This window comes from Vibrio sp. 10N.222.55.C6, assembly GCF_041473395.1.
Lineage (GTDB): Bacteria > Pseudomonadota > Gammaproteobacteria > Enterobacterales > Vibrionaceae > Vibrio > Vibrio crassostreae_C.
In genome coordinates this window covers 21,338-46,442 of the sequence record NZ_JBFRSD010000012.1, presented here as the reverse complement: position 1 = coordinate 46,442, position 25,105 = coordinate 21,338, and the positions used below count along the sequence as shown (strand labels likewise).

At 45.2% G+C, this 25,105-nt stretch carries 21 protein-coding genes and 2 tRNA genes; 19 read left to right on the top strand and 4 right to left on the bottom strand.

The annotated features are described in order from the left end of the window. The first annotated feature begins 43 nt into the window (after positions 1 to 43). Both AB4486_RS10625 and AB4486_RS10620 read left to right on the top strand, forming a co-directional pair. Positions 44 to 120 (top strand) — tRNA-Met (locus tag AB4486_RS10625). Positions 121 to 153: 33 nt separating this feature from the next. Then, a tRNA-Gly gene (locus AB4486_RS10620) sits at positions 154 to 229 on the top strand. A 613-nt stretch (positions 230 to 842) separates the two neighbouring features. Here AB4486_RS10620 and queG read toward each other — a convergent pair. Then, a complete protein-coding gene (gene queG / locus AB4486_RS10615) occupies positions 843 to 2,021 on the bottom strand; it encodes a tRNA epoxyqueuosine(34) reductase QueG (protein ID WP_017059922.1) in 1,179 nt (392 codons plus the stop codon). A gap of 240 nt (positions 2,022 to 2,261) precedes the next feature. Here queG and tsaE point away from each other — a divergent pair, with 240 nt between their 5' ends. The 8 genes from tsaE (at position 2,262) to hflC (ending at position 11,803) form a co-directional block, all read left to right on the top strand. Beyond that, positions 2,262 to 2,726 carry a tRNA (adenosine(37)-N6)-threonylcarbamoyltransferase complex ATPase subunit type 1 TsaE gene (gene tsaE / locus AB4486_RS10610; RefSeq protein ID WP_017059923.1) on the top strand — a complete coding sequence of 155 codons (465 nt, stop codon included), beginning with the start codon at positions 2,262 to 2,264 and terminating at the stop codon, positions 2,724 to 2,726. Continuing rightward, positions 2,720 to 4,435 (top strand): N-acetylmuramoyl-L-alanine amidase, encoded by a 1,716-nt coding sequence (locus AB4486_RS10605; RefSeq protein ID WP_372117124.1) that lies wholly within the window; start codon positions 2,720 to 2,722, stop codon positions 4,433 to 4,435. Before tsaE ends, AB4486_RS10605 begins: the two co-directional genes overlap by 7 nt. Before the next feature lie 102 nt (positions 4,436 to 4,537). Beyond that, positions 4,538 to 6,754, top strand: coding sequence for a DNA mismatch repair endonuclease MutL (gene mutL / locus AB4486_RS10600; protein WP_372117123.1), 2,217 nt, complete (start codon positions 4,538 to 4,540; stop codon positions 6,752 to 6,754). A 97-nt stretch (positions 6,755 to 6,851) separates the two neighbouring features. Continuing rightward, positions 6,852 to 7,784 (top strand): tRNA (adenosine(37)-N6)-dimethylallyltransferase MiaA, encoded by a 933-nt coding sequence (miaA, locus tag AB4486_RS10595; protein ID WP_017059926.1) that lies wholly within the window; start codon positions 6,852 to 6,854, stop codon positions 7,782 to 7,784. Between the two features lie 193 nt (positions 7,785 to 7,977). Then, a complete protein-coding gene (hfq, locus tag AB4486_RS10590; RefSeq protein WP_017059927.1) occupies positions 7,978 to 8,241 on the top strand; it encodes an RNA chaperone Hfq in 264 nt (87 codons plus the stop codon). A 44-nt stretch (positions 8,242 to 8,285) separates the two neighbouring features. Next, positions 8,286 to 9,593 (top strand): ribosome rescue GTPase HflX, encoded by a 1,308-nt coding sequence (gene hflX, locus AB4486_RS10585; protein WP_017059928.1) that lies wholly within the window; start codon positions 8,286 to 8,288, stop codon positions 9,591 to 9,593. Between the two features lie 27 nt (positions 9,594 to 9,620). Next, a complete protein-coding gene (gene hflK / locus AB4486_RS10580) occupies positions 9,621 to 10,823 on the top strand; it encodes an FtsH protease activity modulator HflK (RefSeq protein ID WP_017059929.1) in 1,203 nt (400 codons plus the stop codon). 2 nt (positions 10,824 to 10,825) lie between these two features. Continuing rightward, positions 10,826 to 11,803, top strand: coding sequence for a protease modulator HflC (gene hflC / locus AB4486_RS10575; RefSeq protein WP_017059930.1), 978 nt, complete (start codon positions 10,826 to 10,828; stop codon positions 11,801 to 11,803). A gap of 189 nt (positions 11,804 to 11,992) precedes the next feature. Here the strand turns inward: hflC and AB4486_RS10570 are convergent, their stop codons facing one another. Beyond that, complete coding sequence (locus tag AB4486_RS10570) at positions 11,993 to 12,181, bottom strand: DUF2065 domain-containing protein (protein ID WP_010434105.1); 189 nt, start codon at positions 12,179 to 12,181, stop codon at positions 11,993 to 11,995. A 172-nt stretch (positions 12,182 to 12,353) separates the two neighbouring features. On the opposite strand from AB4486_RS10570, the gene AB4486_RS10565 reads away from it, so the two are divergent. Then, positions 12,354 to 13,670 carry an adenylosuccinate synthase gene (locus AB4486_RS10565; RefSeq protein WP_010434108.1) on the top strand — a complete coding sequence of 439 codons (1,317 nt, stop codon included), beginning with the start codon at positions 12,354 to 12,356 and terminating at the stop codon, positions 13,668 to 13,670. 298 nt (positions 13,671 to 13,968) lie between these two features. Continuing rightward, positions 13,969 to 14,604, top strand: a complete 636-nt coding sequence (gene motX, locus AB4486_RS10560; protein WP_017063177.1) for a flagellar protein MotX — start codon at positions 13,969 to 13,971, stop codon at positions 14,602 to 14,604. Between the two features lie 143 nt (positions 14,605 to 14,747). On the opposite strand, the gene AB4486_RS10555 is transcribed toward motX, so the two are convergent. After that, the gene (locus AB4486_RS10555; RefSeq protein WP_136979333.1) at positions 14,748 to 16,157 is read right to left on the bottom strand and encodes an amidohydrolase; all 1,410 of its coding nucleotides are present in this window, start codon (positions 16,155 to 16,157) and stop codon (positions 14,748 to 14,750) included. 247 nt (positions 16,158 to 16,404) lie between these two features. On the opposite strand from AB4486_RS10555, the gene rnr reads away from it, so the two are divergent. The 5 genes from rnr to rplI all read left to right on the top strand — a co-directional run bounded on the left by rnr (position 16,405) and on the right by rplI (position 21,333). After that, positions 16,405 to 18,906 (top strand): ribonuclease R, encoded by a 2,502-nt coding sequence (rnr, locus tag AB4486_RS10550; RefSeq protein WP_017063179.1) that lies wholly within the window; start codon positions 16,405 to 16,407, stop codon positions 18,904 to 18,906. A gap of 188 nt (positions 18,907 to 19,094) precedes the next feature. Next, positions 19,095 to 19,835: a 23S rRNA (guanosine(2251)-2'-O)-methyltransferase RlmB gene (gene rlmB / locus AB4486_RS10545; protein WP_017063180.1), complete on the top strand. Its 741-nt coding sequence runs from the start codon at positions 19,095 to 19,097 to the stop codon at positions 19,833 to 19,835. 277 nt (positions 19,836 to 20,112) lie between these two features. After that, complete coding sequence (gene rpsF, locus AB4486_RS10540) at positions 20,113 to 20,502, top strand: 30S ribosomal protein S6 (protein WP_004741278.1); 390 nt, start codon at positions 20,113 to 20,115, stop codon at positions 20,500 to 20,502. 112 nt (positions 20,503 to 20,614) lie between these two features. Further along, positions 20,615 to 20,842 carry a 30S ribosomal protein S18 gene (rpsR, locus tag AB4486_RS10535; protein WP_000090472.1) on the top strand — a complete coding sequence of 76 codons (228 nt, stop codon included), beginning with the start codon at positions 20,615 to 20,617 and terminating at the stop codon, positions 20,840 to 20,842. A gap of 38 nt (positions 20,843 to 20,880) precedes the next feature. Next, positions 20,881 to 21,333, top strand: a complete 453-nt coding sequence (gene rplI, locus AB4486_RS10530; RefSeq protein ID WP_010434182.1) for a 50S ribosomal protein L9 — start codon at positions 20,881 to 20,883, stop codon at positions 21,331 to 21,333. Between the two features lie 180 nt (positions 21,334 to 21,513). Here the strand turns inward: rplI and AB4486_RS10525 are convergent, their stop codons facing one another. Next, positions 21,514 to 22,431, bottom strand: a complete 918-nt coding sequence (locus AB4486_RS10525) for a DUF481 domain-containing protein (protein WP_137002284.1) — start codon at positions 22,429 to 22,431, stop codon at positions 21,514 to 21,516. 176 nt (positions 22,432 to 22,607) lie between these two features. Between AB4486_RS10525 and AB4486_RS10520 the strand changes: the two genes are divergently transcribed. After that, a complete protein-coding gene (locus AB4486_RS10520; RefSeq protein ID WP_016767560.1) occupies positions 22,608 to 23,999 on the top strand; it encodes a replicative DNA helicase in 1,392 nt (463 codons plus the stop codon). Between the two features lie 6 nt (positions 24,000 to 24,005). Next, positions 24,006 to 25,091 carry an alanine racemase gene (gene alr, locus AB4486_RS10515; protein WP_372117120.1) on the top strand — a complete coding sequence of 362 codons (1,086 nt, stop codon included), beginning with the start codon at positions 24,006 to 24,008 and terminating at the stop codon, positions 25,089 to 25,091. Positions 25,092 to 25,105 lie beyond the last annotated feature (14 nt).

Sequence of the window (25,105 nt, the reverse complement as noted above, 5' to 3'; positions counted from 1 at the left end):
ATGAAAATGGTTTAGTCTCATTGTCTTAAACAATGCATCCGGACGCGGGATGGAGCAGTTTGGTAGCTCGTCGGGCTCATAACCCGAAGGTCGTCGGTTCAAATCCGGCTCCCGCAACCACATTACAGTTAAGCGCGATAGCGGTTAACTAATGCGATACTAGCTCAGTTGGTAGAGCGCAACCTTGCCAAGGTTGAGGTCATCGGTTCGAACCCGATGTATCGCTCCAGCTTTCTTCTAAAAAAGCTAATAAGTACTTTAAACCTCTGTGTTTAAAGGCGACCACAAAGGTCACGCTCTTTCTTTAATGCTGCGAAGCATAATCCCCCCAAAAAAGCAAATAATCCTCCATCATGGTGGATATTTTTTTGTCTTAAATTTTTCATAGCAACTGAAATGCTAGTAAATATCAGGTCTCTGAAGCAGACACTTGAGGTTTTTCACATCTATAAACAGACTTATCCACAAAATGTTAGGTGTGGATAACTTGGTTGATAAAGTTGTTTCAGGCTTAATTCTTTACCTATCCCTAAAAGATCTTTCTTGTTTTCAATATATTAGATGAATTGCAGCGATCGTAACTTGTTGTTTTTTATCAAGTTGGATGCCTATCTTGGATTTAATAAAAGATCGTTAACTTGTTGTTTTTTGATCTTAATCATTTATCGGTACTGTGTTTAACTTTGCTCGGGTGTCGGAAGTTTACGAGAGTTCTGAATTTTTTCCACATTGTTAGAATTGAGAACAAGGTCAAACATTGTTCTAAAATTATGTGCAACGAGTTGTCTTAAATGTTGGACTGTTAGTGGGGGCTCGCTTGCCATATATTGGTATATAAAGCGTTAAGCGTCTCTTGGTAGTCCTTTCTCTACTATACGTATCAGTCTGTGCTTTTTGGTGGAGATTTTGCTGTTACTTTTTTGCACACAGCTATTTTTCTGCGTAGAGCTATCTTCTTGCACACTGCTAGCGTTGGGTAACTGCTGTAGTTGTTTATTCAAAGCCCACTCAATATGCACATCAAGCATTTCGTTTTTGCCTTGATGAGACTCCAGGGTTTCAATAATGCGTTGTTGAAATGGTGCATTGCCCATCGCAACAAAGATATTGCGTAACCACTGGGTGTGGCCGATACGTCTGATTGCTGAGCCTTCCATTTTCTTTAGGAAGGTTGCTTCGTCCCAACTTGAAAGTGAAACCAGATCGGCTTCTTGGAAATCTTCTCTGCGGTGAAAGTCTGTTTGCTCTGTGAGTTCGGCATGACGATTCCACGGGCAAACTAACTGACAATCATCGCAACCGTAGATACGGTTACCAATGGCATCTCTATACTCTTCAGGGATCACACCATCATATTCAATGGTTAAGTACGAAATACATTTGCGCGCATCAACCACGCCATCAGCAATAATGGCACCCGTTGGGCAAGAAGTGATACATGCGGTGCATTTGCCGCACTCATCAACACTGGGTTCATCCGTGGGAAGAGGGATGTTAACTAACAGCTCCCCTAGAAAGAACCAAGAGCCAGCGTCTTTATCAAGAATTAATGAGTGTTTACCTGTCCAGCCCAACCCTGCTTTTTGAGCGAGTGGTCTTTCCAAAATGGGCGCTGAATCGACGAAAGGGCGTGAGTCTAAACCCTCGACCTCTTTTTCAATTCTTTGTCCTAGCTTTTTCAACTGGTTACGGAACAATTTGTGATAGTCGCGGCCTAAAGAATAGCGGCTGATGTAGCCTTGAGTGGTATCGCTTAGGTTAGAGGCGAACTGAGCTTCTGGTGGTAGGTAGTTCATTCGAGCGCTGATCACTCGAATTGTGCCTGGGTGAAGTTCATCAGGACGTGCACGCATCATCCCATGTCGAGCCATCCAATCCATTTCGCCGTGGTTGCCAGCATCTAGCCATGCTTGAAGAGGGGCTTCGTGTTCACTTAAATCAACATCGCAGATGCCAACTTTTTGAAAGCCCAGCTCTTTTCCCCAGATTTTAATTTTTTCAGCAAGATGGTCTAGATTCATGGCTTATTTCTTATTTTCTCTGTTTTACAATTAGAGATAAGGCTAATTAAAATTAGGTTCGGCAAAAATGGGGGCGGATCTTAACGGATCTTAGTGGTGTTGACCAGAACAGACGCGTTTTGATCAGTATTTTTCATAGAACTTACACTTGAGTGCTTGTCTCCCAAAAGCATCACGGTTTACTATTCTTGTTCTTTTGATTTTTATATAGTCAACGATCGATTTTTAGAGAACGTATTCATGAGCACGAAACAATTTACTTTGAAAGATGAACAAGCAACGATTCAATTAGGAACGGAGCTTTCTAATCTTTGCTCACAGCAGACGACTATTTATCTGCATGGTGATCTTGGCGCAGGTAAAACGACTTTCAGTCGTGGCTTTGTAAAAGCACTTGGCCATCAAGGAAATGTAAAAAGCCCAACGTATACTCTAGTTGAACCTTATCAACTTGCAGATTGGCAGGTGTACCACTTTGACCTTTATCGCCTAGCAGATCCTGAAGAGTTAGAGTTTATGGGAATTCGTGACTATTTTACGCCGGATGCTATCTGTTTGGTTGAGTGGCCTGAGAAAGGTTATGGGATGCTACCAGAAGCCGATTTGGATATTGATATTCGTTACCAAGACGATCACCGTGTTGTTTCTTTAACCGCTAATAGTGAATACGGACAGCGCTTACTTAGTCAGTTGGAGTTATGTTGATTTCTAAACGCCTTATTTCAACAGTGGCCATGATGGCTGCTGTTTTTTCTATACTGTTTTCTTCACTTGTTTCTGCAAACTCACTGAAAAGTTTAAGGGTTTGGCCTTCTCCAGAAGAAACTCGTGTGGTTATCGACTTAAAATCAGAAGCGGACTTTAGCTATTTCACCCTGAGTAGCCCGAGTCGCTTAGTGGTTGATTTAAAAAATACCAGTCTTGCGACTAAGTTACCGGTCGAGGTGAAAGACAGCCCTGTTCTATCTAAGATTCGTAAGAGCTCACCGCCAGACAAAAACACCTATCGCTTGGTTTTTGAGTTAAAGAAGTCGTCTAAAGCAGAATTATTCAAACTGAGCCCGACCCCAGGTGGTCAGTATGGACACCGTTTGGTGATCGACTTACCTCATGGTGCGGCAAGTAAAGCGACATCGACACCGAGTAAGCCAACGGTAAGTAAGAACATTAATCAGGTTAAGCGCCAGAAAGATATTCTAATTGTGATTGATCCTGGCCACGGTGGTGAAGACCCAGGTTCGATTGGTCCTACGCGTAAATACGAAAAAGACGCGACTCTGAGTATTTCTAAGAAGTTAGCAGCTCAACTGAATGCGGTCCCGGGGATCAAAACTCGTATGACTCGTAATGCTGATTACTTTGTGAACCTGAATCGACGTGTTGCGATTGCTCGAGAGAATGAAGCTCACCTGTTGATCTCTATTCACGCCGACGCCTTTACGACGCCTCAACCAAGAGGTGGTTCAGTGTTTGTATTGAACACTCGACGCGCAAATACAGAGATCTCTCGTTGGATTGAGAATAAAGAGAAACAGTCTGAATTGCTTGGTGGTAGCGGTGCAGCGTTCACAAGCAATATTGATGATAAGAACGTAAACCAAACCCTGCTTGATTTGCAGTTTAGCCACTCTCAAAAAGAGGGCTACAAACTGGCAACGGCAATTCTGTCTGAAATGGGTAAGGTTGCGAAACTGCACAATAGCAAGCCGATTAACACCAGCTTAGCCGTATTACGTTCACCACAGATCCCATCAGTACTGGTAGAGACAGGTTTTATTTCGAATCCGACGGAAGAGAAGCTTCTTTTCCAACGTTCGCACCAAGATAAATTGGCACGAGCAGTGACTAAAGCGGTGGTTAAGTATTTGAAGGCTAACCCGCCTGAAGGGATTATCTTGTCTAACGCAACGTCATCAACGGGCAGCGTGAGCCAACATAAAGTCTCTCGTGGTGAGTCTTTGTCTGTGATTGCGAGCAAGTATGGTACGTCGACACAGACGTTGATGAAGCTCAACAATCTGAAATCGAGCAGCCTAGCAATTGGCCAAGTACTTAAGATTCCAGGCAGTGCTTCAACTTCATCATCAAGCAGTGCGGTTAAAACGAAGACCATCACTCACACGGTTAAGTCTGGAGAGTACCTAGGTAAGATCGCCAGCCGCTATAAAGTGTCGGTGGCTGATATTAAACGTGAGAACCGTTTGAAATCAGAGACGGTGAGAGTAGGCCAAAAGTTACGTATTACGGTTGAAGTTAAAGATGTTCCTCTGCGCAAACACAAAGTTGCAAGAGGTGATTACCTTGGCAAGATAGCTTCGAAATACGGCGTGAGCGTCAACAGCATTCGCCAAGCGAATAAGCTAAGATCTGACAGTCTGGCTATCGGCCAAGTGTTGATTATTCCTCACAAGTAGTCTTGGGAATGCTAAACAGCTTCAGGTATATCAATGATAAAAAATAAGAACTAGTGCAAACGTAGCAGCGTTTCCATCAATGGCAGTAAGGTAGCTATAAATATGACGATCAAAATACTGCCAGCTCGGTTAGCTAACCAAATCGCAGCGGGTGAGGTGGTAGAAAGACCCGCTTCTGTTGTAAAAGAGTTGGTTGAGAACAGTTTGGATTCTGGTGCGACACGTATCGATATTGATATCGAGAAAGGTGGCGCCAAGATGATCCGCGTTCGTGACAATGGTAAAGGCATCGTAAAAGATGAGCTTGCCTTGGCACTGAGTCGTCATGCTACCTCCAAAATCCACACTCTTGATGACCTAGAGGCGATCGTCAGCCTCGGTTTCCGTGGTGAAGCGCTGGCGAGTATTAGCTCGGTTGCGCGCTTGACCATGACTTCACGCCCTGCCACTCAAGATCAAGCTTGGGCAGCACACAGTGAAGGTCGTGATATGCAGGTAAAACTGCAGCCAGCAGCACACCCAATTGGTACTTCGGTTGAGGTGTTGGATCTGTTCTTCAATACACCAGCGCGCCGCAAATTCTTACGCACCGAGAAGACTGAATTCACCCATATTGATGAGTTGCTCAAGCGTATTGCATTAAGTCGCTTTGATGTGACGATCAACCTTCGTCATAACGGCAAGATGATTCGTCAGTACCGCGCTGCCAAGACAGAAGTTCAAGCAGAAAAGCGCATCGCTGCGGTATGTGGCAATCCTTTTGTTCGCCATATGCTTGAGATCGAACTTGAGCACCAAGGCTTAAAACTTCATGGCTGGATCACCACACCTGAAGGGGCCAGACAGCAAAGCGACCTGCAATACTGCTATGTGAATGGTCGTATGATGCGTGACAAGCTGATCAACCATGCGATTCGTCAAAGCTACGAAACCAGCCTACGTCCAGACCAATTCGCGACGTATGTGTTGTTCATTGAACTCGATCCACATCAGGTGGACGTGAATGTCCACCCTGCAAAACATGAAGTGCGTTTTCATCAAGCGCGCCTTGTGCATGACTTTATTTACCAAGCATTGAGCGATGGTTTAGCACAGAGCAAGCAGATCGATGCTGCACCAATCAATCAGTCGGCTTTTCATCAGTCAGAAGTGATTCATCATCAGCAAGATAGTACGAGCTCTGCAGTTGATGGTGTTGCAAGTTTCGCTGAGCCAGAAAGCGTAATGCCTAGCAGTTCGGATCAAACCCAAGTTTCGGATAGGGTGCGACACGCTATTGAGCAAACGCCTGCCTACCCGAGAAAAGCAGAATCAGAGCACGCTTTTGATAAGCCTCAACACAGCGTTAATGATGGTGGGCGACACTATGTTTCATCAATTAGCCCAAGCTCATCAACCAGTCCAAGTTCATTAGCTGGCCGAAGCTCGGCTACTAGTGACAGCAGTTTTACCGGTTCCTCTCGCCAAGAGTGGATAGAGTCTCGACCTGAACCTAAAAAAGAGAAAGAGCCACACCAACATCATGGTGAACCCGCGCCATCTAAGCGAGAAGTGAAAGCCTATAAAGAGCTTCTGAAAACGCCAGATTTTGATGAGCAAGTTGTACAGCCTTCACTTTCTCAAGAGCATGTGGCACCAGTAGAAACCAGAGACAACTTAGAAAATAAAGAAAATAAAGAAGCTAAGCCTGCTCAACAGAATCCTGTTCATTTAAAGCCAAGAGCACCTGTAACGGACTTGGGCAAAGCGGTCTCGATTGTGGAACGTCAGTATCTGGTAATGGGCAATAAGAACGGCAGTGTGCTGGTTTCCTTGGCTAAGGCTGAGTTATTGCGTGTTGTTGGTCAGCTTGATACTCGAGGTGGTGCGTTAAAAAGCCAACCACTATTGGTGCCTTTATCGATTAAGCTGGGTAGTGAACTTGTCGAAGTTGCTAAGGCGCTGAGTCAAACTCTGGCATTACTGGGGATTGAGCTTAAGGCGCGAAACAGCGAGGCGGTAATGGTGATGGGCGTGCCTTCTCCTTTAAGGCAGCAAAACTTACAAATTTTGATCCCAGATCTGTTATCTTACGCGGCTTCATTAAACGCTCAGATTGTTGATAAACACTCGGCTAATGTTTCTAACGACCTATTGCCATCATTGGTCAACTGGATCGGGATTCAAACCGCACAAGTAAAAAGCGACTACACTTTATCTGAAGCGGTTCAACTAGTTGGGGAACTAGAACAACTTTGGCATGGTCTACTTCCATTAGATGATCCAGAGTTTGTTAATCCTATCGACTTTTCAGCGACTATAGCCGCGTTTACGGTTTAATTTTTTCGCGACGACCTTTGTCTTTTTAGCTGAATACGTCGCGACACAAAGCCCTTTGCTAAAAAGCGCTAAAACAGAGAAGCAAATACAAAATATCATGACTGAAAAATTACCTTTAGCGTTGTTTTTAATGGGCCCAACGGCGTCAGGAAAAACAGATTTAGCTATCCGCTTACGTCAGAAATACCCTGTAGAGATCATCAGCGTCGATTCGGCATTGATCTACAAAGACATGGATATTGGTACCGCTAAACCGGATGCGGAAGAGCTTGAGCTCGCGCCTCATCGCTTGATTGATATTTTGGATCCAAGCGAAGCGTATTCTGCGGCAGATTTTCGTCGTGATGCGATCAATGAAATGAATAAGATTGTAGCGGAAGGCAAAATCCCGTTACTTGTTGGTGGCACAATGCTGTACTACAAAGCATTGTTGGAAGGTTTATCGCCATTACCAGCCGCGGATCAAGAGATTCGTAAGCAGATTGAAGCGGAATCTATCGAACAAGGTTGGCAGGCATTGCACGATCAATTAAGAGAGATAGATCCCGTATCCGCTGAAAGAATACACCCAAATGATCCACAAAGGCTTTCAAGGGCATTGGAAGTTTACCGAATTTCGGGTAAAACATTAACAGAGCTAACTCAAACGAAAGGCGATAGCCTGCCATTTCGTGTAAAACAATTTGCAATAGCTCCCAAGGAAAGGACTGAACTCCATCGCCGCATTGAGCTGCGTTTCGAGAAGATGATAGAAGCTGGGTTTGAAGATGAAATGAAGGCGTTGTACGCCAGAGAAGATCTTCACCCTGAACTGCCATCGATCCGATGCGTTGGTTATAGGCAGATGTGGGATTATTTAGACGGTAATTGTGATTTAGACGAAGCGGTTTTCCGTGGTGTCTGTGCAACCCGTCAGTTGGCCAAGCGACAAATCACCTGGTTGCGCAGTTGGGATGATTTAACTTGGTTAGATAGCGAAAACATTGATCAAGCGTTAGAAACTCTTTCAGATGCAATAGCATCTGATTAGTATTGCTGTGTATAATGTGATCGCTTTTGCGTGAATATACTCTGGAAAGGATCCGTTATTGAGGCTTTTAAAAAATCACAGCCTTTCAATAACAACGGAGTTTTTTTATTCATTTAGCTCAGATGCAAAGGCCGCACCTTTTTGTGCACCACTAGCTAAATAATTACAACAAAATACAAATAAGGAAAATAAAATGGCTAAGGGGCAATCGCTACAAGACCCATTCCTAAATGCACTCCGTCGTGAGCGCATTCCAGTCTCTATCTATCTTGTTAACGGCATTAAGCTGCAAGGTCAGATCGAGTCTTTCGATCAATTCGTGATCTTATTGAAGAACACAGTAAACCAAATGGTTTACAAGCATGCGATTTCTACTGTGGTACCTGCTCGCGCAGTTAGTCACCACAGCGGCGAGCAACGCACGCCATCTGATCGTCCAGAGAAGACTGAAGATTAATCGTTCAATTTGTACAGCTTGCGCTGTAATAAGGAGTTGGTTGCTTGTTTGACCGTTATGAATCCGGCGAGCGAGCCGTACTTGTTCATATCAACTTCACGCAAGAGGGAGAATGGGAAGATCTAAGCGAATGTGAAATGCTGGTCTCCTCAGCGGGGGTAGAAACGCTACAAGTGATTACTGGTAGCCGACAATCCCCACTCCCTAAATACTACGTTGGAGAAGGTAAAGCCCTAGAAATCGCACAAGCTGTTCAGCTAACCGGTGCTGAAATTGTGATTTTTAACCACTCCCTCTCTCCTGCCCAAGAGCGCAACCTCGAGCAATTGTGTAAATGTCGTGTGATTGATCGCACGGGTTTGATCTTAGATATCTTTGCACAACGTGCGCGAACTCATGAAGGTAAGCTACAAGTTGAGCTCGCTCAGCTTCGTCATATCTCTACTCGACTGATTCGTGGTTGGACTCACCTTGAAAGGCAGAAAGGTGGTATTGGTCTTCGTGGTCCAGGTGAAACTCAACTGGAAACCGATCGACGTTTGTTGCGTGACCGTATAAAGGCAATACTACGTCGTTTAGCGAAAGTCGCTAAGCAGCGTGAACAAGGACGACGTGCTCGTAATCGAGCTGAAATCCCAACAATTTCTTTGGTTGGTTATACCAACGCAGGGAAATCAACACTTTTCAATCGCATCACAAGTGCTGGTGTTTATGCGGCAGACCAACTGTTTGCAACCCTAGACCCAACACTACGTAAGATTGATTTGGCAGATGTCGGGCCTGCAATTCTCGCAGATACCGTAGGTTTTATCCGTCATCTACCACACGACTTGGTCGCTGCGTTCAAGGCAACATTACAAGAGACGCAGGAAGCTGACATTTTGTTACATGTTGTTGATGCCAGTGATGACCGTTTTCGTGAGAACATTCAGGCTGTTCATGAAGTATTAGAAGAAATCGATGCTCATGAAGTGCCAACCCTTGTAGTCATGAACAAAATTGACTGCATGGAAGACCAAAAACCTCGAATTGAAAGAGACGAAGAGGGCGCACCTCGCGCTGTTTGGGTTTCTGCAATGGAAGGAGAAGGTATTGAACTGCTGTTTGAAGCTTTAACTGAGCGTTTAGCTAGCCAGATGGTTCAATTCCGGTTGTGTATTCCACATCAACATCAGGGCCGTATTCGCAGCTTATTCTTCGAGATGAAATGTATTCAACAGGAAGAGTATGATGAAAATGGTAACTTGTTGATAGATATCCGAATGCAACAAATAGATTGGTCTAAACTTGAAAAAAGAGAAGGGGCGCTCTTAGGTGACTTTATCGTTACCAAAGAGACTGCTACAGTATAACGTCATATCAAATGATGGAGCTTTCTAATGGCGTGGAATGAGCCTGGAAATAACAACAACGGCGATAATAACGGCCGCGATAATGACCCTTGGGGTAATAAAAATAATCGCGGCGGCCGAGAACAAGGACCGCCAGATCTAGACGAAGTGTTTAATAAACTAAGTCAAAAGTTAGGTGGCAAGTTTGGTAAAAAGGGTGGCAACGGTAACGGGCCATCTATTGGTGGTGGCGGTGCAATTGGCTTTGGTGTCATTGCCGTTATTGCTATTGCTATCTGGTTCTTCGCTGGTTTCTACACCGTTGGCGAAGCAGAAAGAGCAGTAGTACTTCGACTGGGTCAGTTCGACCGTATCGAAGAACCTGGTCTTAACTGGCACCCACGCTTCATCGATGAAATCAGTGATGAGCAACTAGTAAACGTTCAAGCGATTCGTTCTCTACGTGCTGCTGGCACGATGCTAACGAAAGATGAAAACGTTGTGACCGTTGAAATGGGTGTTCAATACCGTGTTTCTGACCCATACAAGTACTTGTATCGTGTAACGAATGCAGACGACAGTTTACGTCAAGCAACCGATTCCGCGCTTCGTGCGGTAATTGGTGACTCACTAATGGATAGTATCCTGACAAGTGGTCGTCAGCAGATTCGTCAAAGCACTCAAGAAACGTTGAACCGTATTATTGATAGCTACGATATGGGTATTCTGATTGTTGATGTGAACTTCCAGTCAGCACGTCCACCTGAGCAAGTGAAAGATGCATTTGATGATGCTATCGCGGCTCGTGAGGATGAAGAGCGTTTTGAACGTGAAGCTGAAGCTTACCGAAATGACATTCTTCCAAAAGCAACAGGTCGTGCTGAGCGTTTGAAGAAAGAAGCGGTGGGTTACTCAGAGCGCACAGTTAATGGTGCTCTAGGTCAAGTTGCTCAATTCGAGAAACTGCTACCTGAATACCAAGCTGCTCCTGAAGTAACACGTAACCGTATGTACCTAGATACAATGGAAAAAGTGTACTCAAGCACATCGAAAGTCCTGATTGATTCTGAATCAAGCGGTAACTTGCTATACCTACCAATTGATAAGCTAGGCGCACAAGGTGGTTCTCAGTCGGGCTCTCGCCCTGCAAAAGCATCATCAACTTACGATCAAATTGAGTTAGAAACTCAAGCGGATCCAAAGCCTAGCACTCAAACTCGTTCAGACAGTTCACGCCAAGGGAGATACTAATAATGCGTAAATTAATGATCCCTGTATTAGTTGTGACGATTGCCCTTCTATTGATGTCAGTGTTTGTGATTCAAGAAGGTGAGCGTGGCATGGTAATTCGTTTTGGTCGAGTTCTCGATGACAACGGCGTATCACGAATCTATGAACCAGGTCTGCACTTTAAACTACCGATGTTTGATCGCGTAAAAGTACTTGATGCTCGTATTCAAACGATGGATGGCCGTTCTGACCGTTTCGTAACATCAGAGAAAAAAGACGTTCTAATTGATACTTACGCAAAATGGCGTATTGCTGATTTTGGACGTTTCTATCTGAGTACCGGTGGCGGTAATATCATGACGGCAGAAGCACTTCTTGAGCGTAAAGTGACAGATGTTCTTCGTTCTGAAATTGGTTCTCGTGAAATTAAGCAGATCGTGTCAGGCCCTCGTAACAAGGACATCCTGCCAGACTCTGCTGATAGCGAAGTCGTCACAACGGTAGCGGCTGCAGAAGCACTAGAAGTTGATGGCGAACGCGATAAGATCATGGAAAACGTTTTGTCTGGAACGGCAGAAAGTGCGATGGCTGATTTAGGTGTTGAAGTTGTTGATTTTCGTATGAAGAAGATTAACCTTCCTGACGAAATCAGTGAATCTATCTACCGCCGTATGCGTGCAGAACGTGAATCGGTTGCTCGTAGACACCGTTCTCAAGGTCGTGAGAAAGCGGAAGTTATCCGTGCTCAAGCTGAGCTAGAAGTGGCAACAGTTCTTGCTGAAGCTGACCGTACAGCTCGAATCACTCGTGGTGATGCGGATGCAGAAGCAGCGAAGATCTACTCTGATGCGTTCAGCAAAGATCCTGAGTTCTACGGCTTCATGCGTTCATTGCAAGCTTATGAGACATCATTTAGCGATAAGAGCGACATTCTAGTACTGGATCCGAAGACTGACTTCTTCCAATACATGAATCAAGCAAGCGGCGCTCCAGCAAAATAAGCTGATGCGTTAGCGAATGCTTAGCTTAATAAGCAAAATACGTTAAAACTTAAAAGGCTCCCATTGTGGGAGCCTTTTTGTTTTCTATGACTTCTTTCAGGAGGAGACATGTTTGTGGATTCACTATTGGGGCGCGAGGGAAGGCGCTTAACAGAGTGGTACTTATAAACAGATTAGTACTTATAGAAACTAACGGTAGGTCATGAAAGCGATAACCGCTCCAGCCACCACAAGACAGCCTCCAATGCGGCGCAGTTGCGTGTCTGGTTGCTCGCTCAGTTGCGCGACCATGTTTCTCCAGCCATTGGGTGCAATCAAGGGGCCGAGCCCTTCCACAATAAGTACGAGCCCAATAGCGAGCCAAATTGATTGAGACATGGTTCTGCCTTTTGTCTGTAAAAAAGCAATGATATCAGTATCTTTACACATCTGCCCCCAGTTATGGCTGGTTTATTTTTGTACAGCGTTAACGTTTATGAACAAAAAGTGACTGCAAGAAGTGTGATTCAGTGCTAGAATCCATTTTTAATTAGCAACAGAAATTGGAAAGATGGGAAATAACGTAGTCGTTCTAGGCACCCAATGGGGTGATGAAGGTAAAGGTAAAATCGTTGACCTTTTAACTGAAGATGCAAAATACGTGGTTCGCTACCAAGGCGGTCACAATGCAGGTCACACACTTGTAATTGACGGTGAAAAAACCGTTCTTCACTTAATTCCATCAGGCATCCTACGTAATAACGTTAAATGTGTTATTGGTAACGGTGTAGTATTATCGCCTGACGCACTTCTTAAAGAAATGAAGCCTCTTGAAGATCGCGGTATTCCAGTACGTGAACGTCTTTTCATCTCTGAAGCTTGTCCTCTAATTCTTCCGTACCACATTGCAATCGACAACGCGCGTGAAATCGCTCGTGGCGCTAAAGCTATCGGTACAACGGGTCGTGGTATCGGTCCTGCTTATGAAGATAAAGTTGCTCGTCGCGGTCTACGCGTTGGTGACCTTTTCGATAAAGAAGCATTTGCTGAGAAGCTAAAAGAAGTGATGGAATTCCACAACTTCCAACTAGAGCACTTCTACAAAGCTGAAACAGTAAGCTACGAAGAAGTTCTTGAGCAAGCGATGAGCTACGCAGATATGTTAACTGCGATGGTTATCGACGTAACTGACGAACTAGACGCAGCACGTAAGCGCGGCGACAAGATCATGTTCGAAGGTGCTCAAGGTACGCTACTAGATATCGACCACGGTACTTACCCATACGTAACGTCTTCTAACACGACTGCTGGTGGTGTTGCTGCAGGTTCTGGTTTCGGTCCTCGTCACATCGGTTACATCCTTGGTATTACTAAGGCTTACTGTACTCGTGTTGGTTCAGGTCCATTCCCTACTGAGCTATACGATGGCCTTGAGAAGCAAGACCCAGTTGGTAAACACCTAGGCGATGTTGGTCACGAGTTTGGCGCAACAACTGGTCGTCTACGTCGTACTGGTTGGTTCGATGCTGTTGCTATGCGTCGTGCAATCCAAATCAACTCTCTATCTGGTATGTGTCTAACTAAACTAGACGTTCTAGATGGCCTAGAAGAACTAAAAATCTGTACTGGTTACAAGATGAAAGATGGTTCTATCCTAGAAGTTTCTCCAATGGCTGCTGAGTCATTCGAAGAAGCGACGCCAATCTACGAAACAATGCCTGGTTGGTCTGAAAACACATTTGGTGCTAAATCTATCGACGCGCTTCCACAAGCTGCTCTAGATTACATCAAGCGTATCGAAGACCTAACTGGCGTTCCAATTGATATCGTATCAACTGGCCCAGATCGTAACGAAACTATCATCAAGGTTCACCCATACGGCGCATAATGCCTGCTGAGTGATTACCAGGCACGAACAGTGCTTTGATAATAAAATAGTTTTCTAAAAGCCGACTTTATTAAGTCGGCTTTTTAATACCTGCAATTTAGCCGTTCACTCTTTGATGGTGATCTTTTAAGCGTCATCAGGCAAAATATTGCCCATTAGCGGCAAGTTTTGTCTAAAGCCGTCGGGGTTATTGCCGATACAGATATCATGGAAAGTGAAGTTCACACTGTTTTGTGCGTGTAGAAATCCTCTGCACCCCTCAATAGATAACTTTAGCGACAGATAATAGAGTGCAGGTATGAAGCTACGAATTGTGGCAGCTTCATTGATAATGGCACTGAGCTCACCCTTGAGTCATGCAAATTTGGCTGATGTGGGAGAGCCCGTTCCAATATATACAGAAGCTGAACTGATTAATTTAATCGAAAATAATCAACATCTAGAGCGAGTGAAAGCTGATAAGTGCCAGTTAGTTGAAGATATCGTTGCTCGCGCAACGCGTATTAGCTTGCCTTCTTATGAGTTTTTATACGGTGATATGTTGGCTTGGGGTGTGTGTGTTCCACAAGATGTAGAGCTTGGCCTTTACTATATGGAGAACGCGGCACATCAAGGTTTACCCGCTGCATTAGAGCAGTTAGGTCGTTATTACTCTCGTGGTACTTTGGTACAACAAGATCAAGAGCGTGCGATTCCGTATCTACGTGAAGCGGCCTCTATGGGTAACTTAAGTGCGAGCATTCACTTAGCGGAACTCTTGTTACGTGACTACGGTAGCCCATTGGATTATGAAGATGCTTACCGTTGGTTGTATAACTCGGTAACCGCAGACCAAAGACAACACAGACGTATCACTGTGCTTCGTAGCGGTCTGGAACAGAGAATGCCAGACAATATTATTGCTCGAGCAAAGCGTCGAGACGTGTTCTGGTAAGACAGATTATTGAATGAGCAATGATGATTAATGACTGCACTCGTTAATCATCTAAAAAACTCGTATTAAAAAGGCCTCGCTGAGATTCATCAGCGAGGCCTTTTTTGATCTGAACGGAAAACCGTTTATCTAATTCGGTAGCGTTATTGAACCACCTCACCAGACTCAATCACCGTTTCACGAACAGCCTTGGTGAAATCGAGTGCTTCTTGACGAATCTTATCTTCGTCTACCGTTAGCATGTCGCGATCTTGCATGATGATCTTGCCATCAACGATGGAATGACGAACATTGCCTGAGTTAGCTGAGTACACCAGTGCTGAGTATGGGTTGTAGACCGGAACCATATTTGGCGCCTTAGTATCGATCACTATGATGTCAGCCAGTTTGCCTGCTTCAAGAGAGCCGATCTTATCTTCCATGTGCAGCGCTTTTGCTGCGCCCATGGTCGCCATGTCGATCACTTTGATCGGCGGCATCGCAGCACGATCTTTGTTAACTAGCTTGTGAACTTTAGCGACTTGGTTGAACTCATCAATGGTGCTCAGTGTGTTACCAGACATTGGGCCATCAGTACCTAAACCGATACGCACGTTCTCGTCATACATCTTAAGGGCAGGTGATACACCTTTTGCTGACTTGATGTTAGCACTCATGTTATGAGCTACACCCATATCCGATTTCTTCACCAGTTCGATATCATGTTCGTCAACGAGGATCATGTGTGCACCCACCAAGTTCTTGTTGAGTGCGCCAATGCTGTCCATGTATTGAACCGGGGACAATCCATCAGAACGCTCTGCGATTTTCTCTTCTTCACGGTGTGATTCTGCAAGGTGAATCATTACTGGAACATCTAACTCTAGGGAGAGCTTAGATATTTTCTGCAGGATCTCTGTGGTGTTGGTGTAAGGCGCATGCGGTGCAAACGCTGGTGTGATTCGCGGGTGATCTTTGTATTCTTCAATGAAGTTCAACGCGTACTTAATGCCTTCTTCGGCGTTGGCCGCATCGGCTACAGGGAACTTAATCACCGTTTCACCTAGGATGGCACGCATACCGATCTTATCGACGGTTTTTGCGACTTCATCTTCGAAGTAGTACATGTCGGCGTAAGTGGTCACACCGCCTTTCACCATTTCAACGTTACCTAGGTTGGCACCAATGCGTACCATGTCTCGCGATACTAGCTTCTTCTCTAGCGGAAAGATGTAACGGTGCAGGCGATCTGGCACATCATCGGCTAACGAACGGAAAACTGTCATTGATACATGAGTATGGGTATTGATGAGACCTGGCATAACGATATCGCCATCAACGTCTAACACTTGCTTAGCTTGGTACTGCTTCTCTAGTGAAGCATCACCAACCGCAATGATTTTGTTGTCTTTGACCACAACAGTACCGCTTTCATAAACCGTTTTGTCTTGGTTCATGGTTAGAACCATCGCATCGGTAATCATCAGGTCAGCCTTTTCCATTGCCGAACTTGCGAATGGGAACAGCGCTAGGCTCGCCATAGCTGAAGCCAATAAAGTGCGTTTTAGTTTCATATCATACCCAGAACAGGAGTTGGTAAAGTGCGTGGATAATAGTGTATTTCATTCATGGCGCAAACGTTTGTTTTATCGTTTGCTTGAAATTTTGATGATAATCCACGTCTATGAAGCGATGTTTCACAAAGTGAAGATATGTATCAATCTGAGGTTATTTGAGTGTTTTCTAAAGCATATCTGTAGCTTACCCCTAGCATCAGATATACTAGGGGTATATACCTTCCTTGCTTAAGCAGGCCCGCCTATGTCAAAAAACACACCAACGTCAGAAAATACGACAGCGACAACCACTGTTGATCCTTTTGCCGACCGAGAGTCGAAAAATTACGATAACCCAGTACCAAGCCGAGAGTTCATTATTTCGTTTCTAACAGACGCGAATATTCCGATGAACCGCAACGATCTATTCGAAGCTTTGGGTCTTGCTGGAGAGGAACAATATGAAGGGCTGCGTCGTCGTTTACGTGCAATGGAGCGTGATGGACAGCTTATCTTTACTCGTCGTCAGTGCTACGCATTGCCTGAGAAGATGGAACTGATCAAAGGCTATGTGATTGGTCATAAAGACGGTCATGGTTGGGTTCGCCCAGACGGCAGTGTGGGTAAAGACAATGATATCGTGCTGCCGCATCATCAGATGAAAACCATCATGCACGGTGATTACGTATTGGTTCAGCCTACTGACAACAGTAAGCGTGGCCGTCGTGAAGGTCGCTTGGTTCGTGTGCTTGAAGAGCGTAAAACGCCACTTGTTGGTCGCTTCTTCCTAGAGTACGGCCATTCTTACGTTGTTGCTGATGATTCGCGTATTAGTCACGACATCCAGATCCCTACTGAGCATAAAGGCGGTGCTCGAATGGGTAATGTGGTTGTGATTGAAATTACGGATCGCGGTGGTCGTTCTCGTAACATGATGGGGAAAGTAACCGAAGTTCTTGGTGAAAACATGGCGCCGGGTATGGAAACGCAGATTGCGATCCGTACTCACCAGATCCCACAAGAGTGGCCTGAAGCGGTAGATAAGCAAATCGAAAACCTAGGTGAGCATGTTCCTGAAGAAGCAAAAGAAGGACGTGTAGACCTGCGTAAACTGCCATTGGTTACCATTGATGGTGAAGATGCGCGTGACTTCGATGATGCGGTTTACTGTGAAGCGAAGAAAGGCGGCGGCTGGCGTCTATGGGTAGCGATTGCTGACGTAAGTTACTACGTTCGCCCAGATACAGCGCTAGACAAAGAAGCGATTAACCGTGGTAACTCGGTATACTTCCCGTCACAAGTCGTGCCAATGCTGCCAGAAGTGCTTTCAAATGGTTTGTGTTCATTGAACCCTCAGGTAGACCGTTTATGTATGGTGTGTGAGATGACTATCTCAGACAAAGGTAAACTGTCAGGCTACAAGCACTACGAAGCGGTAATGAATTCTCATGCTCGTCTTACTTATAACAAAGTAGGCGCGATCTTAGATGGCAATGAAGAATTACGTGAGCGTTACGAACCTGAAGTACCACATCTTGAAGAGCTTCATAAGATGTATAAGGTGCTTAAGAAAACGCGTGACGAACGTGGTGCGATTGAATTTGAAACGGTAGAAACTAAGTTTATCTTCAATGCGGATCGTAAGATTGACCGTATTGAGCCAGTAATTCGTAACGATGCACACAAGATCATCGAAGAATGTATGATTCTTGCGAATATCGCATCGGCATCTTACGTAGAAAAAGCGAAAGAGCCTGCGCTGTACCGTGTTCACGAAACTCCGGGCGAAGAGCGCTTAATGGGCTTCAAGAGCTTTTTAAGTGAATTAGGTTTAACACTGGAAGGTGGTCTGTCGCCATCACCAGTAGACTATGCACAACTGATGCAACAGATTAATGAACGTGAAGATCGTGAATTAATCCAAACTATGCTGCTACGCTCAATGAAGCAAGCGGTATACAACGCGGATAACGCGGGTCACTTTGGTTTAGCTCTTAAACGCTATGCTCACTTTACCTCGCCAATTCGTCGTTACCCAGATTTGCTATTGCACCGTGCGATTAAGTACCTTATTGCGAAAGAAGAAGGTCGTAACAGCGAACGTTGGACGCCAACTGGTGGTTACCACTACACTTTCGATGATATGGACTTCTACGGCGAGCAGTGTTCAATGACTGAACGTCGTGCTGATGACGCAACGCGTGAAGTAAACGACTGGTTGAAGTGTGAATACATGCAAGACCATGTCGGTGAGGTGATGGATGGTGTGATTGCCAACGTGACTGGTTTTGGCTTCTTTGTTCGTCTAACTGAACTGCACATTGATGGCTTGGTACACATCTCAGCGCTAGCGAATGATTACTACCAATTTGATGCTGTTGGTCAGCGTCTAGTGGGTGAAAGCTCAGGTAATATCTACCGCTTGGGTGATTCGGTTAAAGTGAAGGTTTCTGCGGTTAATTTAGAAACTCGCCAAATCGACTTTGACTTAGAAGACACTGATCGTCAGCCGCGTGGCAAAGGCAAAACAGCCAAGAAGCGTGCAGCCGAAGCGATGAAAAAGGCGAAAAGCAAGAAGCGCTCAGCAGTGAAGAGTAATAAGCCAGGTGTATCAGCGAAGCCTATGGTTGAGCCAACTAAGCGACCTGACGGAAGCAGCGAAGGCCCTGCTAAGAAGAAAAAGCCAGCGAATAAAACCGGTGCTGCTAAAGCTCGCGCTAAGAAAAAGCGTGCTGCAAGCCGTAAGCCAAAGGCTGATAACTCTTAAGACTGATAGATTTTAAGGCTAAATAAGGCGCTCTGCTAATCAGGTTTAGCGCCTACTGATTTAGTGTGAAATGACTTTAATGCGAGAGTATCAGGCACAAGACGCATACTCTCGAAATGAACAACACAGAGGTGGACACATCGGCATTGATGTCATTCATCTCTGAGCAATAAGAGTAAGTTGAGACAATGAGTAACGAATTTATTTACGGTATTCACGCGGTGAAAGCCGTACTAGAAAAAGATCCTGCACGTTTTATCGAAGCGTATGTATTGAAAGGTCGCCAAGACGAGCGTCTTCTTCCATTACTGAACCAACTGCAACAGTTTGGTGTGTCGATTCAACAGATGGGTCGTAAGCCGTTGGATGAAAAAGCACAAGGTGCGAATCACCAAGGTCTTATTGCTAAGGTGAAGCCTGCTAAGCAGCTTAATGAAACTCACCTAGACGATATCCTAGCGCAGCACGAACAGCCTTTGCTGTTAGTTCTAGACGGCGTAACAGACCCTCATAACCTAGGCGCTTGTCTACGTAACGCGGATGCCGCAGGTGTCGCTGCTGTTATCGTACCTAAAGATCGCTCTTCGCCGTTAACAGCAACGGTAAGCAAGGTTGCATGTGGCGCAGCTGAAACGGTTCCTCTCGTGCGCGTAACCAACCTAGCTCGCACAATGCGTGCACTGCAAGAGCAGGGCGTATGGTTTGTGGGTACGGCAGGTGAAGCAACGCATGATATCTATCAAGCGAAGCTAACGGGTCCTCTTGCGGTAGTTATGGGTGCAGAAGGTGACGGTATGCGTCGTTTAACTCGTGAAACTTGCGATGATCTGATTAAGATTCCAATGGCAGGTAGCGTATCGAGCTTAAATGTTTCTGTGGCGTCGGGTATTTGCCTGTTCGAAGCGGTAAGACAGCGTTTAGCTCAGTAATGCGTTAACGCTGCTTTAAGTCTATGAATTTATTAGCGCTCACCACTTGCTGGTGGGCGTTTCTTTTTAGGCTGTTATAGCAAAATCCATCGGTTTGTCGGATGGCTAGATGGCGACAGAAAAACTGTTTCATTATTCACCAAATAGCGCTTGCCAATACCGGGTTCTTTCTATAACATTTGCCGTCCTTAAAACTCGGTCATTTATCTTTAGTTCCTTGCTTCCTCTGGACGACCGGGCCACTCGTGGAAGCTAATAATCCGTAAGGAGCAACCAAATGCGTCATTACGAAATCGTATTCATGGTTCACCCTGATCAAAGCGAGCAAGTTGCTGGCATGATCGAGCGTTACACTGGTTCTATCACTGAAGCTGGCGGTACTATCCACCGTCTAGAAGACTGGGGTCGTCGTCAAATGGCTTACCCAATCAACAAGCTTCACAAAGCTCACTACGTTCTTATGAACGTTGAAGCTGGTCAAGAAGTGATTGACGAGCTAGAAACTGCTTTCCGTTTCAACGATGCAGTTCTACGTAACATGATCATGCGCACTAAAGGCGCTGTGACTGAGCAATCTATTATGCTTAAGCAAAAAGAAGAGCGTGCAGAGCGTGCTCCTCGTCGCGAAGAGCGTACAGAAGCTAAACCAGAAGCAGCTGCTGAGTAATTCTTTTTTGGCTTAACGCCTTAAAAAATTCTCAACTTGTTTTAGGTCATTGATAGTTATTTCGATAATTGTGAAAGACCGCTTTACTAAATTTAAGATCAGGAGATAGCCCATGGCTCGTTTCTTCCGTCGTCGTAAATTCTGCCGTTTCACTGCAGAAGGCGTACAAGAGATTGACTACAAAGACGTAGCAACTCTTAAAAACTACATCACTGAAGCTGGTAAAATCGTACCTAGCCGTATCACTGGTACAAGCGCTAAGTACCAGCGTCAACTAGCTCGCGCTATCAAGCGTTCTCGTTACCTAGCTCTACTACCGTACACTGACAAGCATCAGTAATCGGTAATAGTTAATAATAGTTTAAGAGGACTAAGATAATGCAAGTTATTCTACTTGATAAGATCGGTAACCTAGGTGGCCTTGGCGACCAAGTAAACGTTAAATCTGGTTACGCTCGTAACTTCCTTATCCCACAGGGTAAAGCAGTTATGGCAACTAAAGACAACGTTGCTATGTTCGAAACTCGTCGTGCTGAACTAGAAGCTAAAGTTGCTGAGCAACTAGCTGCTGCTGAAGCTCGTGCAGAGAGCGTTAACACTCTAGAAGGCGTTACAATCGCTTCTAAAGCTGGTGACGAAGGTAAACTATTCGGTTCTATCGGTACTCGTGACATCGCTGACGCTATTACAGCGGCAGGTGTTGCAGTAGCTAAGAGCGAAGTACGCCTACCTGAAGGCGCTCTACGTAACATCGGCGAATTCGAAGTAAGCATCCAACTTCACTCTGAAGTTTTTGCTACTGCGAAAATCGCTATCGTTGCAGCTGAGTAATTTCAGTACCAAGACGAATTCTTTCTTTTGAAAGTTTTAAACACCAGCTTCGGCTGGTGTTTTTTTATGTCTGGAATATAGGAAAGTACAAGGAAGGGCTACAGTAGGTAAAAAGCTTACGGTGATCCATAAGCTGTTATTGCTGAACAAGTTGTTCTCAAGGTTAGAGGTGGCCTAAGATTAGAACTGGAAGAGCAAGTTGATCGATAGAACAGAGTCTTGTTTGCTTAAGCCTTCAGGCACTTTATCGTGGTACTGGCGAGAGTGAGCGATCTTCAGCGCGATATTGTCAGTAATATCGTTGATGGCTTCTAACTCAGTATCAAACTTTAGGTTACTGTGACCAGATACAAGCGTCACGTCTGCCTTGAGTTGCAAGTTCTTCAATACCTGCCAAGACGTATTCACGTTGCCACGAAAAATCGCTTCTTCAACAATCTCAGGGAAGATGATGTCATCATCGTCGATCTCATCGAGGTTTGGCTCTTGGTAACGAAAACCTGGGCCCACTTCGACTTCCAATACAAACTCTTCGGTATTCGAAAACTGGTAACCCAGACCACTCGAAATTGTGTAGTCCTTAAAGTAAGCACTGTATCTCGAGTCGACTCCTTTGAAACTGCCGTAAAGGTAGGTTTTAGGGCTTAACTTGTAGTCACTCTGAGCTGAGTAAGTCGATTGCCTTTTATCTTCTTCGCCATCTTTGTAGAGGTTGTAGTATTTCCATTCACCACTGGTTCTATGACGACCAGCTGTATACTCACCGTTCAGGCGTGCGTTAAGCGATCGTGAATCCGAATTACCAGTATGCGACTGATATCCAAATTCGACCTCAGTCTTTAGTGGGTTAGGCAGCTCTGTATCAGCCGTATCACTTGGTGCGATATCCAACTCTTTTTCTTCAGGTGTCGGTGCAACGACGATCGGCTCAGCTGTAGTTTCTGGTACTACTATCGAGTCGAGAATAGAATCAACAGAGGTATTAGCATCAACAGAGGCTTTAGTATCATCAGCTAAGGCCAACGGAGTGCTCAGGAGACCGATGCTTAGAAGACTAGAGCTCAGAAGACCAGTGCTCAGAGCCAATAATTTGGACACGCATACCTCTAGTTATACAGTGAGTGAATGGCAGGATCGTAATGCTACCCTTGGTTAATTCCGTCAGCAATAGGTAAATTCTTCCTGAAGAATAAAACAAACTCATAGGATCGGATTACAAACGGATGTTCTTGGGTATAATGAACGATCATTATTAGTTATTGAGTGTAGTCATAGTGGATACCAAAAGTCAGAAATCAGCCAACGATCAGGTGGACGCCATCAAGGTCCCGCCACATTCATTAGAAGCTGAGCAATCTGTTATTGGCGGTTTGTTATTAGATAACGAACGCTGGGATACAGTTGCCGAAAAGGTTGTGGCCAAAGACTTTTATAGCCGTCCTCACCGTCTGATCTTTGAAGCGGTAAAGGATATCCTTGAAGAAAGTTCTCCTCTGGATCTTATTACACTCTCTGAACATTTAGAGCTGCGTGAGCAACTTGAAGAAGTGGGTGGCTTTGCTTACCTTGCTGACTTAGCGAAAAACACACCAAGTGCCGCAAACATCAATGCGTATGCGGATATCGTAGCGCAACGTGCACTTGTTCGTAGCCTGATTGGTGTCGCGAATGAGATTGCTGATTCTGGTTATGACCCTCAAGGTCGTACTTCGGAAGAGCTGGTTGATCTTGCTGAAAGTAAAGTCTTCGCGATTGCCGAAGGCCGTGCAAGTGAAAACGAAGGTCCACAAAACGTTGATAGCATTCTAGAGAAGACGCTAGAACGTATCGAGATCCTATACAAAACGCCGCAAGATGGTGTGACAGGTGTCGATACTGGCTTCAACGACCTCAACAAGAAAACAGCAGGTCTACAAGGCTCTGACTTAATTATTGTTGCTGCTCGTCCATCGATGGGTAAAACCACATTTGCGATGAACTTGTGTGAAAACGCGGCGATGAAGCAAGACAAACCGGTTTTAATCTTCTCGCTAGAGATGCCAGCCGAACAGCTGATGATGCGTATGCTTGCGTCACTTTCTCGCGTAGACCAAACCAAGATTCGTACTGGTCAGCTAGATGATGAAGATTGGGCTCGTATCTCGTCGAGTATGGGTATTCTTATGGATAAGAAGAATATGTATATCGATGACAGCTCGGGTCTAACGCCAACAGAAGTGCGTTCTCGTGCTCGACGTATCGCTCGTGAACACGATGGTATCTCTATGATCATGATAGATTACCTTCAATTAATGCGTGTACCTTCGTTATCTGATAACCGTACTCTTGAAATCGCCGAGATTTCTCGCTCATTGAAAGCGTTAGCAAAAGAGCTCAACGTTCCGGTTGTGGCACTTTCTCAGCTTAACCGTTCCCTAGAGCAACGTGCTGATAAGCGCCCAGTAAACTCGGATTTGCGTGAATCAGGTTCGATTGAGCAAGATGCCGATTTGATCATGTTCATCTATCGTGATGAGGTTTATAACCCAGATAGTTCCTTGAAAGGCATTGCTGAGATCATCCTTGGTAAGCAACGTAACGGTCCGATCGGTTCTGTTCGTCTTACGTTCCAAGGCCAACACTCCCGATTTGATAACTATGCAGGCCCTGCATTTGATGATGAGTAATCGCTAATGACTTACATGAAAGCGGCGACGGCGAGCATTGACTTAAACGCGCTCGAACATAACCTGAACCAGATAAAGTCGAAGGCTCCTCAGTGCAAGGTCATGTCTGTTGTGAAAGCCAATGGCTACGGACACGGCTTACTGCATATAGCCAAGCATTCAAAAAGCTCTGATGCTTTTGGTGTGGCGCGTATTGAAGAAGCCTTACAACTTCGTGCTGGTGGCATTGTTAAACCTATTTTGTTGCTGGAAGGATTTTACTCTTCGGGCGATTTGCCAATCTTGGTGACCAATAACATTCAAACGGTGGTGCATTGTGAAGAGCAATTAAGCGCGCTAGAGAGTGCGGATTTGGAAACACCCGTTGTGGTATGGCTAAAAGTCGACAGTGGTATGCACCGATTAGGTGTTCGCCCTGAGCAATACCAAAACTTTGTTGAGCGTTTGCATCAATGTGCGAATGTTGCCAAACCTCTACGTTACATGAGCCACTTCGGTTGTGCTGATGAACTGGATAGAGCAACCACCGTTGAACAGACAGAGCTTTTCTTGTCGCTTACTGAAGGTTGTGAAGGGGAGCGTTCACTTGCTGCCTCTGCGGGTTTACTCGCTTGGCCAGACAGCCACCTTGATTGGGTTCGTCCGGGAATCATATCTTACGGTGTCTCTCCGTTTGTTGATAAATCAGCGCAAGAGCTTGGATTTTTGCCTGTGATGACCCTGACCTCACACCTAATTGCCGTTCGCGATGTGAAAGCCGGTGAAAGTGTGGGTTATGGCGGAAACTGGACCAGTGAACGTGATACCAAGGTTGGTGTTATCGCGATTGGTTATGGTGATGGTTATCCTCGCACTGCACCTAACGGCACTCCAGTGTTCGTTAACGGTCGAAAAGTACCGATCGCAGGACGTGTATCAATGGACATGCTAACGGTTGATCTAGGCCCTGATGCGGCAGATAAAGTCGGCGATGAAGCGACTCTGTGGGGTAAAGATTTACCTTCAGAAGAAGTGGCTGAACATATCGGCACTATCGCTTACGAGTTAGTCACTAAGCTGACTTCGCGTGTTGCGATGGAATATGTGAAGTAATCATGGATCTTGAT